Here is an 18,758-nt window from a genome sequence, read left to right on the forward strand (position 1 = left end):
GGAGCGGATATCCGCAACGACATGATGAACGCAACAAGTACCATTGCCCGAAAAACAAGAAGCAAGATTACCAGAACGGCTGAACCGTCTTTGCATATCAGCAATTTTCTGATCCCTGGTCCGCTGGGTTCCATCCCCGTGCGCCTGTACCGGCCGCAAGGGAATACCATTTTGCCCGTGGTGCTGTATTTCCACGGTGGTGGCTTCATCAGTGGGTCGCTGCATGATGCAGATGTACCTGCACGCTTTATTGCCAGAAACAGCAACGCCCTGGTTTTGTCGGTTGATTATGCTTTGGCGCCGGCCAAACCTTTTCCCGCTGCGCCAGAAGACGCTTATGCGGCCATGGTCTGGGTAGGCAAGAATGCCGCCAGCATTCATGCCGACGCCAGCCGCCTGGCCGTGGCTGGTGATGATGCCGGTGGCAACCTGGCTACCTGCCTGACCTTGATTGCCCGTGACCGCAATGCCCCGCCCATACTGGCACAAGCCCTGATCGGCCCCATGCTGGACCCTAGCATGACGCGCCTGGGTGATGCAAAACAACTGGAATCCGACATGACGCCGCAGGAATGTGAGAATTGTTATCGCCAGTACCTGCCCAGATCCCTGCAAAGGCTGCATCCGTATGCAGCACCGCTGGAATCGCGTCGCCTGGGCGGTTTGTCCCCAGCCTTCATCGCCACGGCTGAACATGATGTCTTGCATGTAGAAGCAGAAAAATATGCGACCGCACTGATCGCTGTTGGCGTGCCCACCCAGGTGGCGCGCTTTGCTGGCGTCAAGCATGCCTCACTGCGTGAACATGCGCCCGCGCTGGTGGAAGTGGCCGAATTTCTGCGCCGCCGCCTGGCGGCTCCCTCTGAATTGAAACAACCTGTTTTTGAATCCACAGAAGAGCAAGACCATGCCTGACAGCGCAGCAGAATTTATAGAACACAGCCATCCGCATCCACTACCTACTATCCACGAGGAATATCATGCCTAATCCAGCCAATACAATCACTTCATCTGCCAAACGCAGCTCTCTGTCCATCGCCATCAGCACTGCCATTGTTCTTCTGATCGCCGCGGCTGGCACCGTTGGCGCTATCCGGGTTCAGGCCAGCAATACCGACGCGAAAGGCGCACCACCGGCAACTACCGTCGATGTCGCTGAAGTTGTCACTCGCAATATCGTTGACTGGCAAAACTATTCCGGCAAACTGGAAGCGGTAGACCGTGTAGAGATACGCCCGCTGGTCGGTGGCACACTGACAGCAGTACATTTCAAGGATGGCAGCCTGGTCAGGAAAGGTGATTTGCTATTCACCATAGACCCACGCCCGTATGCTGCTGAAGTCGCCAGGTTCCAGGCACAACTGGCAGCCGCCGAGGCACGTGCAGCGTATACAGCTTCTGATGTCGCCCGCGGCGAAAGACTGCTGGGCGAAAACGCCATCGCCCGCCGTGACTTTGAAGAAAAGCAAAATGCATCACGCGAAGCGGCAGCCAATGTACTGGCAGCACAGGCAGCCTTAAAGACAGCAAAACTGAATCTTGAATATACGCAAATCACTGCGCCAGTCGCTGGCCGCATCTCGCGTGCCGAAGTCACTGTGGGCAATGTCATCGCAGTCGGTGCCAGCTCACCACCTTTGAGTACGCTGGTTTCTGTGTCACAGGTATATGCGTCTTTTGATGTGGATGAACAAAGTTTCCTGAAATACGTCAATCCTGCGCAAGCGAAAAATACCCAGGTGCCAGTCTTCCTTGGCCTGGCCAATGAAGAAGGCTATTCCCGCCAGGGCAAGGTGACATCCATCGATAACCGCGTCGATACTTCTTCCGGAACCATACGCGTGCGCGCAGTGTTTGATAACCAGGATGGCTTGCTCCTGCCTGGCCTGTATGCCCGCATCCGCCTGGGGGGCGGTGCACCACACGCAGCTTTGATGATCGATGAAAAAGCCGTAGGCACGGATCAAAGCAAGCGCTTTGTGCTGGCAGTGGACAAGGACAATCACACAGCTTATCGCGAAGTGCGTCTGGGCACCAGACAGGAAGATTTGCTGATTGTGGAATCCGGTTTGAAAGCTGGTGAACGCATTGTCGTCAACGGCCTGCAACGCACACGTCCCGGCGACACCATCACGCCGAATATGGTGGCTATGAGCAAAGAGGCTCCCGCATCTGCCAGTCCCGTTGCAGGCACTGAAACAGGCAAAGCTGCTACCGCTAACAAGTCTTAATCGTCACGGACTTAGATAGAAAAAATCATGAATATCTCAAAATTCTTTATCGATCGCCCCATCTTCGCCGGGGTGTTATCGGTAATTATCCTGCTGGCCGGTGCGCTGGCCATGTTCCAGCTACCTATCTCGGAATATCCCGAGGTGGTGCCGCCTTCTGTCGTGGTGCGGGCGCAGTATCCCGGTGCCAATCCCAAGGTGATTGCCGAGACGGTTGCTTCGCCACTCGAAGAATCCATCAACGGTGTGGAAAACATGCTGTACATGCAGTCACAGGCGAATAGTGACGGCAACTTGACGGTCACTGTCAACTTCAAGCTGGGTGTTGATCCTGACAAGGCGCAACAACTGGTGCAAAACCGTGTCTCGCAAGCCTTGCCACGTCTGCCTGCTGATGTGCAACGCCTGGGTGTGACGACCATCAAAAGCTCGCCTGCGCTGACCATGGTAGTGCATCTGATTTCACCAGATGACCGCTATGACATGACTTACCTGCGCAACTATGCGGTGCTGAATGTGAAAGACCGTCTGGCGCGTATCAAGGGTGTGGGTGAGGTGGGTCTGTTCGGCTCAGGCAATTATGCAATGCGTGTCTGGCTGGATCCACAAAAAGTGGCACAGCGTGGCCTGACCGCATCTGATGTGGTGAATGCCATTCGTGAACAAAACGTGCAGGTTGCGGCTGGTGTTATCGGCGCATCACCTAATGTACCGGGCACGCCTTTGCAATTCAATGTGAATGCGCAAGGCCGTTTAAAATCAGAAGCAGAATTCGCCGAGATCATACTCAAGACTTCTGCCGACGGTGCAGTTACCCGCCTGGCAGATGTGGCACGCATAGAACTGGATGCCTCTGAATATGGTTTGCGTTCCTTGCTTGACAATAAACCGGCCGTAGCGATACCCATCTTCCAGGCACCTGGTGCAAATGCACTGGACGTATCTGATCAGGTGCGTGCTGCAATGAAAGAATTGTCTGCCGACTTCCCCAGCTCGGTGCAATACAAGATCGTGTATGACCCTACGCAATTCGTACGGTCCAGTATCCATGCGGTAGTGGAAACCTTGCTGGAAGCGATTGCACTGGTGGTGCTGGTGGTGATCGTCTTCCTGCAAACCTGGCGTGCTTCGCTGATCCCTCTGCTGGCGGTACCGGTCTCCATCGTTGGTACTTTCTCTCTGATGCTGGGTTTTGGGTATTCCATCAATGCCTTGTCACTCTTTGGCATGGTGTTGGCCATCGGTATTGTGGTCGATGATGCGATTGTAGTTGTGGAAAACGTGGAAAGAAATATCTCGGCTGGTTTGTCGCCGAAAGAAGCTACCTACCGCGCCATGCGTGAAGTTAGCGGGCCGATTATCGCGATTGCGTTGACACTGGTAGCCGTATTTGTACCACTGGCCTTCATGACCGGTCTGACCGGACAGTTTTACAAACAGTTTGCGATGACGATTGCGATATCGACTGTGATTTCTGCTTTCAATTCATTGACCCTATCGCCAGCACTGGCCGCTATTCTACTCAAAGGCCATGATGAAAAACCGGATTGGCTGACGAAAGTAATGAACCGCTTGTTTGGTCGTTTCTTCAATGCCTTTAACCGCATGTTCAATCGCGGATCTGAAAAGTATTCCAAAGGTGTGGCTGGTGTTATATCCCGGAAGGCATCCAGCATGGTGGTGTATGTGGTATTGCTGGCGGCAGCCGTGGGAGTTTCGTATGTCGTGCCAGGTGGCTTTGTACCGGGACAAGACAAGCAATACCTGATCAGCTTCACGCAATTGCCAAATGGCGCAACGCTGGACCGTACTGAAAAAGTCATCCGTGACATGTCGGCCATCGCCCTGAAAGAACCGGGAGTGGAGAGCGCAGTTGCCTTCCCCGGCCTGTCCATCAATGGTTTCACCAATAGTTCCAGCGCCGGTATTGTTTTCGTCACCTTGAAACCGTTTGAAGAACGACGTGGCAGCGAGCTTTCTGCCAATGCGATTGCAGGCAAGCTGAACCAAAAGTATTTCGGCATCAAGGATGCTTTTATCGCTGTCTTTCCACCGCCACCTGTGATGGGCCTTGGCACCGTTGGCGGCTTCAAGATGCAGATCGAAGACAAGGGTGCATTGGGTTATGCTGCACTGGATGCGGCAGCGCAAGCCTTTATTGCTGCTGCCAGGACAGCACCAGAACTGGGGCCAATGTTTTCAAGCTACCAGATCAATGTGCCGCAACTGGATGTGAACCTCGACCGCGTCAAGGCCAAGCAATTGGGCGTGCCGGTGACCGATGTGTTTGACACCATGCAGATCTATCTTGGTTCTTTGTATGTAAATGACTTCAACCGCTTTGGCCGCGTGTATCAGGTGCGTGCCCAGGCCGACGCGCCTTACCGCGCCAAGCCAGAAGATATTCTGCAACTGAAAACCCGCAATCTCGCTGGTGAAATGGTGCCATTGTCTTCACTGGTCAAGGTCACACCGAGCTTTGGTCCTGAAATGGTGGTGCGTTATAACGGCTATACCGCTGCCGATATCAATGGTGGCCCGGCACCCGGTTATTCATCCAACCAGGCGCAGGCTGCGGCAGAACGTATCGCTGCAAAGACATTGCCTGCCGGTATCAAGTTTGAATGGACTGACCTGACTTATCAGCAAATTTTGGCGGGCAATGCCGGTGTCTGGGTATTCCCTATCAGTGTCTTGTTGGTGTTTCTGGTATTGGCGGCACAGTATGAAAGCCTGATCTTGCCATTGGCAGTCATTATGATCGTGCCCATGAGTTTGCTGGCAGCCTTGACGGGCGTTTGGTTGACGGGTGGCGATAACAATATCTTCACCCAGATAGGTTTGATGGTGCTGGTGGGCCTATCGGCCAAGAATGCAATCCTGATCGTGGAATTTGCAAGGGAGTTGGAATTACAGGGCAGCACGCCACTGCAGGCCGCGATAGATGCCAGCCGCTTGCGTCTGCGTCCTATTCTGATGACCTCCATCGCCTTCATCATGGGTGTGGTGCCACTGGTGATTTCCAGCGGCCCTGGTTCCGAGATGCGTCATGCCATGGGTGTAGCGGTGTTCTTTGGCATGTTGGGTGTGACCCTGTTTGGCCTGTTCCTGACACCGGTGTTTTATGTATTGCTGCGTAGTTTCGCTGGTGGTCGCAAATTGCATTCGGCGGTCGTGCATGAAGCGCCAGCCGTCGCCCATGGTCATGACCAGGCAATAGTTAAAGTTTGAGAGAGCATGATGATGAATACAATCAAACCCCTGAAGTCGGCTTCGTCTCTGCTGATGTTGTTACTGGTGCTGGCTGGCTGTTCAGTCGCACCAACTTATGAAAAGGCAGAAGTCGCCACACCTACTGCATACAAGGAGGCATTAGCTACCAATAGTAACTGGAAAGAAGCGCAACCTTCCGAAGATGTGGCACGTGGCGAATGGTGGAAAATTTTTGCAGACGACAGCCTGAATGAAATGGAAACCCAGGCCATGGCGGCCAATCAGAACCTGAAAGCCGCTGCCGCGCGTTTGAAACAATCGCGCGCCTTGCGACAGGATGCGCGTGCTGGCCTGTTCCCGCAAGTGAATGCCGGCCTTGGCGCGAACAGGGGGCGCGCTGCACCGGCGTCCCAGGGTTTGCCAGATAACACCAGGATGCCGACTGCCACTACCTACAATGCACAATTCGGTGCTTCGTATGAGCTGGACTTGTTTGGTCGCGTCGCTTCCAGTGTTGATGCCGCAACGGCGGATACGCAAAAGAATGAAGCCTTGTTCCAGTCTGTGCAACTGGCCTTGCAGGCCGATGTGGCACAAGCCTATTTCCTGCTGCGGGAACTGGATGCTGAACAGGCACTGTATGCCGCAACCGTGGAATTGCGCTCAAAAACATTGAAGCTGGTACAAACCCGTTTTGATGAAGGCGATATCAGTGAACTGGACCTGGCACGCGCCAGAGCTGAGCTGGCGTCGGCACAGTCTGAATCGCTGGGCCTGGCGCGCAGCCGTGCCGTGGCCGAGCATGCCCTGGCCGTGTTGCTGGGCAAGACACCGGCAGAATTCAATTTTCTGCCGCGCCCTTTGTCGCGTATTACTGTCAACATCCCGGCAGGTTTGCCATCTGCCTTGCTGGAACGCAGGCCAGATATTGCTGCAGCCGAACGCAGTATGGCAGCGTCAAATGCGAGGATAGGTGTAGCCCGTTCTGCCTTCTTCCCTCGGCTGGATATCACGGGATCAGCCGGTTATGAATCTGCCAGCCTGGGTGATTTGCTGAACTGGAGCAGCCGCACTTTCCTGCTTGGTCCTTTGTTGTCCATGCCCTTGTTTGACGGTGGTCGCCGTCAGGCAAATGTGGACAGGGCAGGGGCAGCCTATGAAGAAGATGTCGCCAACTATCGCCAGACGGTGCTGATTGCTTTCAAAGAGGTGGAAGATAATCTGGCTGACTTGCGCATCCTGCGTGACCAGACCCAGGCGCAAGACAATGCAGTGCAGGCGGCAGAGCGCGCAGCCAAGCTATCGCATGTGCAATACCGTGAAGGTTCAGTCAGCTATCTGAACGTCATTGATGCCGACCGTACGGTATTGCAGCAACAGCGCATCGCTGCACAACTCGATGGTGCACGTGCCAAATCTGCAGTCAGTTTGATACGTGCCATAGGCGGGGGCTGGGACGGTCGTCATGCCTCAGACACGGCGGCCAGTGATTCCGGCACGAAAACCCATATAGCGAAAGCTGAGTAAAGTTCCCTTCAGCCAGAACGTATTCTGGTTTTTGCAGCGCACTTATGTATGAGTGCGCTGCTTTTTTATCTGTTGATTGGCTTTAATAATTCACCGGATAATCCTTGGGAAACTTGCGTCCACCAAAGGCTTTCTTTTGCGTCCAGTCCAGCGGCGGGCTGGTCCAGTAGGTATCAGTTTCTGGCAGGCCGAGAGCAAGAAAACCTTCGGATGCCAGATACATGCTGCCGTTGTTGGAATACCAGTCGCCCAGTTCAGGCTGATGGCCGACGAAGCCTATGGTCAGAAAACCCTCGCTGGTGAAATTGCTAGGTTCGGTCCAGATCGCTTTGTGGACTGCCTGCATGGCAGCGCGCACCTGACCTTCTGGCAGGCTGGCCGGCAATTGCTTGCGCCAGGCTAATAAGCCCAACGGCTGGAATGCGGCTGTCCTGTAGGTCAGCGAGCGACCAATGGGCGGGTAACTTCCTTCAGGTGAGATGAAGCGTTCCAGATGTTCGCTATAGCGCTGCATGCGCTTCAGGGCTTGTGCCTGCAAGTCTGCTGGTTTGGCGTTCCAGAACGGGCCTTTGAACTTGACCAAGACTTCCAGCACTTCGTACAGCATGGGGTACATTACAAATGAATTGTAATAATCAAAGTGGAAGGCTTCGCCATCCTTGATCCAGCCATCGCCTATATACCATTCATTGATTTTACGGATAGCAACGTTCATGCGCATGGGGTCGTATTCTTCACCTATCGACATCAGCCAGGCTTCGTTCATCGCGGCAAACAGCATCCAGTTGATATAAGGCGGCTCTATTCTGCGCAAGCCTTTGATCTCACTGATGATGCGCTGTTTGGTGATGCTGTCCAGCGGTTCCCACAATGCCTTGGGTGCACGCATCAGGGCGTTGGTAAAATAGGCTGAATCGACCAGTGCCTGGCCATGGCCTTTCCATAACAGATAATCCGGGCTCTTTGGGTCTACCGAATGCGTATAGCTTTGCAAGGCCATCTGTTGCAGGCGTTTGCGTGTGCGGCCTTCTGGCGTATTGTCTTCCGGCAGAGCCAGCCACGGGGCCGCGCCTGCGATCAGGCGACCAAAGCATTCCATATAAGCGACCTGCTTGTCGCGGCCATCCCAGGTCGGACTAAGCTCCAGCTGGAACTTCTTTTGCAATTCGCCTTTTGCCATGGCCGACAATACCGGCTCGGCCATTTTCTGCAATAGGCCGACCATGTAGGCACGGTCGTTTCCGTTGTCGGCTAAGGGGGTAGGGCTTGCCTGAACTTGCGTGCTGCTGGCCAGCAAGCCGCTCACGGCGGAGCCAGCTACCACTGCACGCATAAAATGTCGTCGTTCCATGTCTTCCTCTTGTTAAGGTTTTGCGTATTTATTTTTTTAACTTATTGTTCCACTTATTCCTGAACAACCAGCGTATCAGCGACATACACACGATAATGCCGGATGCGGCCAGTGACATTATTAGCGCCTTGGCGCGGCGTATAGCGTATTCCCGCCACCTCAACCTGTTTACCAAGGTCCAGAATCAGCCTGTGCGGGTGAGTGACGAATGGTGGTTTGCCACTGTAGGCGGTGTGCCAGTGATCGGTGATCTGTCCGTTGATGGCATTCAAGGCCGAGCCGTCTTCCTTGTTTGCTTCTTCACTGCTGACATAGGCGATGGTCCAGCCTGATTGATTGAGTGTTTTGCCATCTGTACCCAACAAGGCCAGTTCCGCCACCGATGCAAACTGCTTGCCATCGAAGGCATCCAGTGATTCCAGACACAACTGGCGTCCGCGTACCGGTTTGTCGAAACGCACATCCTGCGTAGCGCTGCCGGGTTGGAATTGTCCTTCAAGTGCTGGTGTCAGGCCATCCAGTTTGGGCTTTGCAGTATTGGGTGGACGTGGCAGATCGCGTTCCGGATGCAATTGATCAAGTATAGGTGTGCTGAGCCCTGCTATGCGTGCAGTTTGTGGCCCAGTCAGGTCCAGCACCACGATGTCGTTGCGGCCAGGTTTGATCCAGGGGCCGGGCAGGTACATGGTCTGGGTTGGGCCTATGCTCCAGTAGCGGCCCAGGCAACGGCCATTGATCCACACCACGCCCTGACCCCAGGTCGACATGTCGAGGAAGGTGTCGCCACTGGAACTGACATCAAAACTACCGTGCCAGAATGCCGGCCCCTGTGCATGCCCAGGCTTCCATTTCAGCGGCGGCAGCTTGCCGTCGGCATCAAAATCGATAGCACGGATTTCCCAGTTTTCCAGTGTCTGTGTTGCGCCATCTGCGCCAATTTTGGGTTTGAAAACGACCGGGCCATGCAAGCCTTTCCTGTCGTGGATTTCTACTCCGAAATTCACACGGGCGATGGTGTACAACAGAATGTCCACCGTAACAGGTTTGCTGCGCGCCGCCAGTTCAACCCGAAAACGGTTATGACGGGTATCCAAGGTGCCGACCTGCTTGCCATCCACATACACCCAGGCCAGGTCACGCACCTTGGCCGCTTCCAGTATCCCTGCCGGGCCAGCGGGTAGCTTCACGCGGTAGGCCACCAGACCACGGCTGATGTCATAGTGTTCTATAGCTTGTGGTGACGCTGTTTTGATGACGCGTGGGGGCAGGTTGGCAAATACGGTTGCTGATTCTTTCAGCGCAAAGGAGGCGATCTCGATCACCGGCATGCGTGGCGGTATTGGTGGCAAGGTTTCACCTTCTGCCAGAAAGGGCTGGATGCCGTCGCGATAAGCCTTGAATTTGTCGCCTGTCCATCCTGCTTCACCAATAGGCGCATCGTAGTCATAGCTGCTGGTATCAGGCCGGAAAGGGCGGTCGCAACCACCCCATAAACCAAAGGTGGTGCCGCCATGCGCCATATACAGGCTGAACGAACCATTGGCTTTCAGCATGGTCTGGATATCGGCAACCGCCTTGCTGGCATCACCACGGCGGTGTGGCGAGCCCCAGGTATCAAACCAGCCGGAATAAAATTCCCCACACATCAGCGGACCTTGCTGGACGGATGCCAGTGCCTTGAAGCCAGCCATCGGTTCACTGCCAAAGTTGGCAACGGAAAACAGTTCCGGGATATGTGACTTGACGACCGCATTGGTCGGGTTGCATTGAAACAGTGGCACGTCGAATTTGGCATCCAGCAAAGCCTGGCGCATTACTCGCATGTATTCCAGGTCTTCGCCAAAGAAGCCATATTCGTTTTCTACCTGCACCATCAAAATCGGGCCACCCCGGGTAACCTGCATCGGTGCCAGCATGCGCCCAACCTCATGCATCCAGCGGCGTGCCGGTTGTACGTAAGCATCGTCACGCGTACGCAGGAAATTGTCTTTGGGATGTTTCAGCAGCCACCACGGCAAGCCACCCATTTCCCATTCGGCACAGGCATAGGGGCCGGGTCGCAGGATGACCCACAAACCTTCCTGCTGGGCGATGCGACAGAATTCGGCGGCGTCGCGCTGGCCGCTCCAGTCGTATTGGCCTTCGCGCCATTCATGATAATTCCAGAACAGGTAGGCGCACACAGTGTTCAGACCCATGGCCTTAATGGCCTGCAGGCGGTGTCGCCAGTATTCACGCGGAACTCGCGCAAAATGCAGTTCGCCGCAACGGATTTGCAGGCGCTTGCCATCGAGTAAAAAATCGGTCTGGCCTATCTGGAAGCGCGGTGACTCTGCGGCCTGCACCTTGCCTGCAAGTGGAAAAAGCATACTGCCAACGGCTGCTGCTGCACCCTGGATGAGACGTCTGCGCGGATGGTGTGTGGTCATGATGTGAATAAAGTTACGTTGAGACGATGAGCATCGGTACGCAATCATCTCTGGATAAAAACAAAGGCAGCCATCACGGCACCTTTGGTGAAACGTCCAGGGCAGGAGATACAAACCTGGACGACATAAACGATACCACTACGGCATGTCAATGGGGGCCGCAGTGATAATCACCAGCGCTAATGATCAATAAACCTGAGCATTTCCGCAGCCGCCATCAAGAAGGCACCAACCCCGAAGGATGTGGATGAATTCTGATCTATGGTTTGTCCCGGTATGGCCCGTTCGCCGATAGGCTGCACGTAACCAATCTTGCCACTCGGTTGCAGAGCGATTTTACTCAGGTAATTCCAGCTTTTCCTGACCACTGGCGTATATTCAGCTTTATCAAGATAACCATGGTTCATGCCCCACAAGTATCCGTACGTAAAAAATGCAGTGCCACTGGTTTCCCGGCCCGGTGCCTGTGCCGGGTCCAGCAGGCTGCGGGTCCAGTAACCTTCTTCCTGCTGCACGGATTTCAGGGCTTTGGCCATGCCCTGGAAACGTTGCACGAACAAGGCATGGCTGGGATGGCTGGCAGGCAGGTCGGCCAGTACTTTGGCCAGGCTGGCAAATACCCAGCCGTCGCCGCGTGCCCAAAAATCCTTGCCGCCATTTGTGCTCTTGTGTTTGGGATAGAGATATTTGGCATCTCGGTAATACAAATTGCTTTCCTTGTCGAACATCAATTGATCGGCAAATAGAAAATATTCCTGAAGCTTGTCCAGGTAACGCTGGTTGCCAGTGACCTTATACAGCTTGGTCATGACCGGCATGACCATGTACAGGCCGTCGGCCCACCACCAGTAATCATTGTTTGGCGTACTCATCTGGTATTCCATGACTTCGCGCGCACGTGCTATCTTGCGCGGGTCTTTGTTGGCATCCAGATTGTAAAGGTCTATATAAGTCTGGTAACTGACTTGCCAGTCGCCAAACATCACATGTTCATCGGTTTCGCCATAGCTGTATTTCCAGCTGGCCTTGACATCTGAATTGGCAGAACGCCAGTGGTTATGCTCGGCCCAGGCGATTGAATAATCACGGTAAGCGGGGTTGCCTGTCAATGCATAGGCTTCCATGTTGCCGGTGTGGTAGGTTGCTATATCCCAGAAGGCCGATTGCTCAGGTAGATTAGTACGTTGCCAGTAGTTGTTGGCCCGATCAAGGGCATTCAAAACCTCCGCCCTGCTGGTGTCAAGCGGCATGACTGGCTGGCTGATTATCTGCATGCTGCAACCGGCTGCCATAACAGCCAGAGCTATTATGGCAGCCTGCAAATATTGACGTCTCGTCATAGGTGGTGATCTTTCGTCGTGATCTTTGGTGAAGCTGGCAAGTGGCAGCGGACAGGAATCAAGCCTGTCCGCCTTGTGCCACATTTCGCTGAAGCAGGTGAGGGATTCAGCCAGGAACCAGGATGTTTATATTTTTCCGCGTATCCCTATCTTGATGGTTCTGCCATCGTACTTGGCATAATCCATCCTCGTTTTCTGTCCATCACCATAGCGACCGGTGGCGTCTTCGAAGTAATCATAAGCCAGCGTGTTGGACAGATTGAGCGCATCTATTCGCAGCTCAAACGATTCGCTCAGTTTGTAGCTGATGTTGGCATCCATATAGCCACGGGCGGCGTGCCAGCGGATCAGGTCATTGCCCGTGTTGGTAGGATTGTCACTGTGCAGCGACTTGTCTTTGTAGTTGTAGGACAGCCGCAACGCCAGTGGCCCTCTCTCGTAATAACCAGTAAGGCTATAAGCATATTTGGGAACGGAGTTGACCTCAATTTCCTTGCCGGCATTGGTAATCCACTTGGCGCTGTTGAACGGATTGATGTGGGTATAGCTGGCCAATGCACCAAAGCCCTTGTAGGGATCAGGCAGGAAGTCGAATGCCTGCTGGTAAGCAATTTCGAAGCCCTTGAGTGTCTGCTTGCCGGCGTTGGTATAGCTCCGCAACACCATTGGCAAGTTGGGATCGACTTTACCTTGAGAGTTCTGGAAAATCGCGCCAAGAGCAGTGTCAGGCAGACCCAGCGCGCCAAAGGTGGTGTTGGTCGTGCTGGCAACGGTTGCGTCAGACAAGTCTTTTTTGAACAGGGCCAGCGACAACAGGCTGCCCGGGCGGAAATACCATTCCAGGCTGGTGTCGAGGTTATTCGATTTTTGCGGCAGCAGGTTGGGGTTACCAGCGGTTGCCGTATTGTCAAAAGGGTTTGGAATGACAGTCTGGGCGGCAATAATGGATAGCGATGCACGGCTGATCGTTTTGCCATAGGACGCACGCCACATCAGACTGTCGGTCAAATCCAAAGCAGCGCTGACAGCTGGCAGGACATTGCTGTAGGAACCGTTTTCAGTATTTGGCAGATACGCACCACCGGCACCGGTCTTCTTGAAATTGTCGATGTTGGTATCGGTGGTTGAATAACGTACACCCGCATTGATGCGCAGATCATGGTCCATGACCTGGCCCTTGAAGTCTGATTGAACATAGGCTGTCGACACTTTTTCCTGTGCCGTGAAGCTTTGTGCCGGGGTGAAGCTGGCTTCCGAGTTATAGGTCAGCGGATTGAAGTTCCCATAGGTGTAAGCACGGGTGAAGCTGGACCAGGCTTGTGGCCAACCCGCACCGATATCGAGATTGTCTACCGGCAGGTTAGAGATCATGCCGCTGCGCAGACCGGCTGTACCCAGCGTGTTCAACTGGGTGGTGGCAGCTGCAGTACCATTGCGCTTGTTGACACCTTTTGTCGTTTCAACGTAAGTCAGGCCAGCCTTGAGATGGCCTTTCCAGTCAGCAGGCAGACCATAGTCCCAATCCGCTGCGACGCGTGCCTGCCTGCCCTTGTCGGTCTCGCGGGTCAGACTGGTACCAATACCAAAGCCGGAATAATTATTTGGATCGGTATAACTGCTGGTTGAAGACATTGATGGATAGACATGGTCAGACCCATAACCGATCGTCGAGGTGATACCGTACATATTCCCGCTCAGGGTATCCTGATAGCTAAGGGCCTTGCTTTCGTTGAAACTGAGCTGCCCGCTAAACACCAGGGCTTTGCTGGCTTCCCATGAACCATTCAATGCGGTATAGCCAAAGCTGGTTTCATCATCGCTATAGGTAACGCCGTTACTGAGTACCGTGTTGCCAAAGGTACCTGTCATCAGGTTGGTTGCAGGGTCAATCCTGATGTCCATCGGCACCAGACCAGTGTGGCCGGTCTGGCCAGCGGCGGCTGCACGGTTATTGGTAAGACTGTTGCGTATCAGCAGGCCGAATGTGATTTCATCGCGCTGGTTTTTCAGCTTTGAATACATGGTATCCAGGCTCAGGTTCAGGCCGCCACTTTTGAATTGTAGAGAGGAAACCAGGCCGTCGCGTGAGCGCTCGTTACGGGAACCATAGAAGCGATAGATACGCGGCAGATAGGCATTGTCGACATCAGAACGTGAATAGCCGCTGAGATTGGCACGAGGGTCGTCATAGTCGAGCGCCATGGCGAAGAAGCCCTTGGTTGGTGATTGGCTACCATAGAATGAGCTGTTGTAACCGCCGGTTGCTTCGAAGCCGGAACGGTTATTGACTGCACCCGAATGTGAGCCGCCAATCAGGAAGCCCCAGTTATCCCATGTATTGGAATACAGACCAAAGCCAGTCGGGTCAATATGCTTGGACATGGTGTTATACGAGCCCGACACGCTGTAACGCATCGTCTGTTTCGGGCTATCAAATGGACGTGGTGTCTGCAAATCGACCACGCCACCAAGACCACCTTCGGTCAGTTCTGCCAGCGGCGATTTGTAGAAATCGACACGTCCGAACAGTTCAGACGCAAACACGTCGTAGTTGAAACCGCGCGCGGCTGTGCCGATAGTGCTGGTCGACGTAGTGTTGACAGGTGCGCCATTGAGCGTGGTGACTGAATATTCAGTCGGCAAGCCGCGAATCGAGATACGCTGACCTTCGCCTGAACTTTCGTCGCGGTTCAGGATAACGCCGGGAACACGTTGCAGTGATTCAGCCACGTTCGCTTCCGGGAACTTACCAATGTCTTCTGCCACGATGGAGTCACGCGTGCCTATTGCTTTCGCCTTCAGGCTGAGTGCCTTTTGCAGACTGGAGCGAAATCCGGTGACGACTACGGTTTCAGCTTCCGCCGGCAGAGTTGGCGCATCAGTTTTGGCCTGATTTGCCTTGGTGTCGGCAGCGGGCGCTTCCTGCGCAATGGTATCAGCTCCATAAAATGCCGCCAGGGCGAGTGGCAGCACGGTGGCTAAAATTTTCTTTTTCACTATGGTCTCCGTTGAATTACAGACAGTCTTGAAGGCTGCATGATGTAAATACAGTACGGGGACGCTCAATCTGGCGACTTGTATTCCGCACTGCTTTAAGTTTTCAGTAATGTGTTTCAGTAATCGCTTATTCATCACTTCAACGGGGGCGGTATTTCATCCTGATTGAGTGACATGGTTACGTTACCACATGAAATCGGAATGCACAAAGTCCGCTATATGGGTGAATGAAGGAACATGTTAAGTCATTGATTTTAAACATGAAAAAATATTGAAAATAAGGTGAAATGATGTGGTATCGTTACCACATGCGGAAAATTAAACCAGAAATAATCAATTATTTGATTATTGCCGGACATGCACTATATTCAGTGGTTTATTTTTCTTGAAGACAAGCTTTTTCCGTTGCGTGGTGCGCGAAAATACTGGCCGTGTTTTGCCGCCTGCAGGACAATTCTGCTTCTCGTCGGCTTTTCATCTGCTTCTTGTCTGCACTCAAGTTGCAACTTAAGCAGATGTGATATCAGCAATGTCCGGACCATGAATATTGAGTTCTACAATTTTTGGAAGATAAATGCGCAAAGTAAGCAAGTTAAGTGAAGTGGCCAAGATCGCCGGAGTTTCGCCAATTACAGCCTCGCGTGCCATTCGTGGTGTCGGTTATGTGTCAGAAGATGCCCGCACACGCATCATGGAAGCCGCAGCCCAGCTTAATTACACGCCGGACATGCTGGCTCGTCGCATGCGTGGAGACAAAAGCAATCTGATCGGCGTGTTTGTGAATAATTATGGTTCTTTGGTACTGCATGAAATCATCAAGGCCATCACCCAGGAAGCACGCCGCATGGGTTTCGACCTGATTGTTTTTAATGCGGAAAGATTTGATCGCCCTGGCCGTATTGAAACCAGCAATATGCTGAGCCAATTGTGTGACGGCCTTTTGCTGTTGCTGCCAAATGCCAGTGATGGATACCTGGACGTCATTGCCAGGCAAGCTTACCCATGTGTGCTGGTCAATTTTGATGCCAAAGAAATGAATATGCCCATCGTCGTGGCAGAGAACCGCAATGGTGCACGCATGGCTGTCGAGCATCTGCTGGCACTGGGACACAGGCGCATAGGTTTTGTCGCCGGAACAGCCGGTACTGGCCAAAGCGCAGAACGGCAGAAAGGTTATGTCGATGCCTTGCTGGCAGCAAACTTGGCTGTCGATCCTGCACTAATCGTTCAAGGTCAGTTCATGCAGTCAGGCGGCTACTCTGCAACTGAAACTTTGTTGTCGCTCCCGCTCCCTCCAACAGCCATATTTTGCGCAAATGATGAAATGGCATTTGGTGCCATTGACGCGATCAACAGCAAAGGTTTGAAGGTTCCAGATGATGTATCGGTGATTGGCTTTGACGATATTCCCACCGCAAGCTATGTTTTCCCAACCCTGACCACGATGCGCCAACCCTTCATTGAGATGGCGAATCGTGCGGTCAGCGAAGTCGTGGAAATTATCCAGGGGCGGGAAATCACCGGTACGAAGATTGCATTTCCGATGGAAATCATCATCAGAAATTCAACCGGGCCGCTAAAGAAAAAAATTGTGCAATCCCTGGCATAAGTGACAAAGGCTCTCCATGCGTGAAAGTGCAAATCTTGCCGCGGCAAATGTACGTGGATCTAAAGATGTCCCGCGCTATGCCGTCGGGACCCTGCACTACACGACTATCGGTTTGTTTGCGGTCGTCTTTTGGTTACTGGTGGGTGAATTGGGCATTGCTATGCGCGAGCGTTCAGCCCTGCCAAGCGGGCTGGAATTTTTGCGACTGAATGCCGCCTCTGACACGACAACATCACTGTTGATATCAACCATACCTGCCTTGTTGAGCCTGCTCCTGTTACCGCTGATTGGCTATCATTCTGACCATCTTCGCACGCGCTGGGGCAGGCGGCGTCCGTTCCTGATGGTCATTGCGCCTATCGGTACTGTTGCGGTGACTGGTTTGGCACTCTCATCCGACCTCGGAAGGTGGACTCATGCGCAGCTCGCATCCATGTCACCTGGTATTCGCATCTGTAACCTTGCCTACTTTTGTGTATTCTGGACTATCTTTGAATGTGCAGCGATCACTACGTTTGCTCTGTTCACCGGTTTGGTGAATGACGTTATGCCACACCACTTTCTTGGCCGGTTCTATGCAGGCTTCCGTATCGTTGGACTAAGCATAGGTATCGCATTCAATACATTTGTATTCGCATTGACCGAGAGTTATTTGCAAGAGATATTGATTACCGTCGGGCTGGTCTTTGGTGGTTCAGTCCTGTTGATGTGCTTGATGGTCAAAGAGGGAACTTATCCAAAAGAAGCCGTCAGCAGGGATATCGAGTGCCTGTCATTTGCCGTACCCCGCGCGCATATCCTGGAATGCTTCTCCCATCCTGCTTATCTGTGGGCTGTGGTTGCCTTTATGCTGGCCAGTATTACTTTTAGTCCTTTCCATACTTTCTGTCAATTCTATGCAGGTACACTGGGAGTTTCCAAGGCCACACTGGGTACATTGACAGCCTATTCTTATGGCGTATCAATTTTCCTGGCGTTTGGAATTGGATGGATGGTTGATCGCCACGGGGCCATCCTGATCTCGGCAATCATGATGAGTCTGTATTTTCTGGTCGCAGCGACAGGTTACCTGTGGTTGAACAGCGAACAGAGCTTCCACATTTTTTATGTCGCTCACGTTGTTGTCTCTGGTGCTTACTACACGGCAGCAGCGTCGCTGCCGATGACCCTGTTCCCAAGGTCACAATTTGTACGGTATAACTCTACCAAAGACATTATGGTGACGTTTGCTGTTATTTTCTGCAGCTCTATCCAGGGCCCGGCGCTGGACCTGTCTGGCCATGACTATCACCTGACGCTCTTGAGCGCCACGATATTCTCGTTGCTGTGTGTAATATGCTTGATACGTTTGCATACAAGGAAGCCAAATTTGATCAAATCGGAAGCCGGGCTCCATGAAGAAAGAGTCATAATATGATGATGAAAAAAAACAATATCCTTTTACAAGCGACAGACATTAGTTTTTCCTACCCAGGGCAAGCATTGTTTAGCAACTGGTCTGGTGAAATAACGTCAGGTATCACACTGATACGTGGTGGCGATGGCCGTGGCAAGACCAGTCTGCTGCAATTGCTGGCTGGCGTCTTGCCTGCACGGACCGGGAAATTGCAGATACAAGGTATTTCCCAGCATGAACAACCAGACGCTTATCGTCTTCAGGTGTTTTGGGTAGATCCGAATACGGATGCTTTTGATCAAATGACTGTACCTGAGTATTTTTCTTCATTGCACAATCAATTTCCTTTGTTTGATGAAACTCTGTTAGAGAATGCCATCGAGGGACTGGGACTGACGCCGCACGTCAACAAACAGCTATTCATGCTATCAACGGGTAGCAAGCGCAAAGTCTGGCTGGCGGCGGCGTTTGCTGCAGGGGCTACTGTCAATTTTCTTGATGATCCTTTTGCTGCGCTGGACAAGGCATCGATTGTATTTATAGTCAAGATGCTCAATCAGTTCGCGCAACGTACAAGCCAGGCCTGGATCGTTGCCATGTATCTTGTACCTCAAGACGTGCCTCTGGCAGGTTTGATTGATCTGGGTGATTGATCAAACTCAGGC

The 18,758-nt window shown here is 52.9% G+C and carries 11 protein-coding genes; 7 read left to right on the forward strand and 4 right to left on the reverse strand.

The features are described from left to right. Positions 1-24 precede the first annotated feature (24 nt). The 4 genes from AC1RVX_RS24970 to AC1RVX_RS24985 all read left to right on the forward strand — a co-directional run bounded on the left by AC1RVX_RS24970 (position 25) and on the right by AC1RVX_RS24985 (position 6,971). The gene (locus tag AC1RVX_RS24970) at positions 25-915 is read left to right on the forward strand and encodes an alpha/beta hydrolase (protein WP_493219391.1); all 891 of its coding nucleotides are present in this window, start codon (positions 25-27) and stop codon (positions 913-915) included. 65 nt (positions 916-980) lie between these two features. Beyond that, positions 981-2,231 (forward strand): efflux RND transporter periplasmic adaptor subunit, encoded by a 1,251-nt coding sequence (locus AC1RVX_RS24975; RefSeq protein WP_493219282.1) that lies wholly within the window; start codon positions 981-983, stop codon positions 2,229-2,231. A 27-nt stretch (positions 2,232-2,258) separates the two neighbouring features. Then, entirely contained in the window at positions 2,259-5,462 is a 3,204-nt protein-coding gene (locus AC1RVX_RS24980) for an efflux RND transporter permease subunit (RefSeq protein ID WP_493219283.1), read from the forward strand. 6 nt (positions 5,463-5,468) lie between these two features. After that, positions 5,469-6,971 carry an efflux transporter outer membrane subunit gene (locus tag AC1RVX_RS24985; RefSeq protein ID WP_493219284.1) on the forward strand — a complete coding sequence of 501 codons (1,503 nt, stop codon included), beginning with the start codon at positions 5,469-5,471 and terminating at the stop codon, positions 6,969-6,971. 82 nt (positions 6,972-7,053) lie between these two features. On the opposite strand, the gene AC1RVX_RS24990 is transcribed toward AC1RVX_RS24985, so the two are convergent. The 4 genes from AC1RVX_RS24990 to AC1RVX_RS25005 form a co-directional block, all read right to left on the reverse strand. Next, complete coding sequence (locus AC1RVX_RS24990) at positions 7,054-8,322, reverse strand: DUF2264 domain-containing protein (RefSeq protein ID WP_493219285.1); 1,269 nt, start codon at positions 8,320-8,322, stop codon at positions 7,054-7,056. A 53-nt stretch (positions 8,323-8,375) separates the two neighbouring features. Further along, positions 8,376-10,691, reverse strand: a complete 2,316-nt coding sequence (locus AC1RVX_RS24995) for a beta-galactosidase (RefSeq protein WP_493219286.1) — start codon at positions 10,689-10,691, stop codon at positions 8,376-8,378. 239 nt (positions 10,692-10,930) lie between these two features. Then, a complete protein-coding gene (locus tag AC1RVX_RS25000; protein ID WP_493219287.1) occupies positions 10,931-12,091 on the reverse strand; it encodes a glycoside hydrolase family 88/105 protein in 1,161 nt (386 codons plus the stop codon). Between the two features lie 126 nt (positions 12,092-12,217). Then, a complete protein-coding gene (locus AC1RVX_RS25005; protein ID WP_493219288.1) occupies positions 12,218-15,088 on the reverse strand; it encodes a TonB-dependent receptor in 2,871 nt (956 codons plus the stop codon). A 574-nt stretch (positions 15,089-15,662) separates the two neighbouring features. On the opposite strand from AC1RVX_RS25005, the gene AC1RVX_RS25010 reads away from it, so the two are divergent. Genes AC1RVX_RS25010 through AC1RVX_RS25020 form a run of 3 tightly spaced genes read left to right on the forward strand, consistent with a single transcriptional unit; the run spans position 15,663 to position 18,746 of the window. Further along, positions 15,663-16,697, forward strand: coding sequence for a LacI family DNA-binding transcriptional regulator (locus AC1RVX_RS25010; RefSeq protein WP_493219289.1), 1,035 nt, complete (start codon positions 15,663-15,665; stop codon positions 16,695-16,697). A gap of 16 nt (positions 16,698-16,713) precedes the next feature. Next, a complete protein-coding gene (locus AC1RVX_RS25015; RefSeq protein ID WP_493219290.1) occupies positions 16,714-18,114 on the forward strand; it encodes an MFS transporter in 1,401 nt (466 codons plus the stop codon). After that, the gene (locus AC1RVX_RS25020) at positions 18,114-18,746 is read left to right on the forward strand and encodes an ABC transporter ATP-binding protein (protein WP_493219392.1); all 633 of its coding nucleotides are present in this window, start codon (positions 18,114-18,116) and stop codon (positions 18,744-18,746) included. The genes AC1RVX_RS25015 and AC1RVX_RS25020 overlap by 1 nt, the downstream gene beginning before the upstream one ends. Positions 18,747-18,758: the final 12 nt, after the last annotated feature.

This window comes from Undibacterium sp. GW821-FHT11B02 (assembly GCF_058808955.1).

Coding starts and splice junctions, on each gene's coding strand:
- AC1RVX_RS24970 (WP_493219391.1), top strand. CDS start 25: ATGAACGCAACAAGTACCATTGCCCGAAAAACAAGAAGCAAGATTACC.
- AC1RVX_RS24975 (WP_493219282.1), top strand. CDS start 981: ATGCCTAATCCAGCCAATACAATCACTTCATCTGCCAAACGCAGCTCT.
- AC1RVX_RS24980 (WP_493219283.1), top strand. CDS start 2,259: ATGAATATCTCAAAATTCTTTATCGATCGCCCCATCTTCGCCGGGGTG.
- AC1RVX_RS24985 (WP_493219284.1), top strand. CDS start 5,469: ATGATGATGAATACAATCAAACCCCTGAAGTCGGCTTCGTCTCTGCTG.
- AC1RVX_RS24990 (WP_493219285.1), bottom strand. CDS start 8,322: ATGGAACGACGACATTTTATGCGTGCAGTGGTAGCTGGCTCCGCCGTG.
- AC1RVX_RS24995 (WP_493219286.1), bottom strand. CDS start 10,691: ATGCTTTTTCCACTTGCAGGCAAGGTGCAGGCCGCAGAGTCACCGCGC.
- AC1RVX_RS25000 (WP_493219287.1), bottom strand. CDS start 12,091: ATGACGAGACGTCAATATTTGCAGGCTGCCATAATAGCTCTGGCTGTT.
- AC1RVX_RS25010 (WP_493219289.1), top strand. CDS start 15,663: ATGCGCAAAGTAAGCAAGTTAAGTGAAGTGGCCAAGATCGCCGGAGTT.
- AC1RVX_RS25015 (WP_493219290.1), top strand. CDS start 16,714: ATGCGTGAAAGTGCAAATCTTGCCGCGGCAAATGTACGTGGATCTAAA.
- AC1RVX_RS25020 (WP_493219392.1), top strand. CDS start 18,114: ATGATGAAAAAAAACAATATCCTTTTACAAGCGACAGACATTAGTTTT.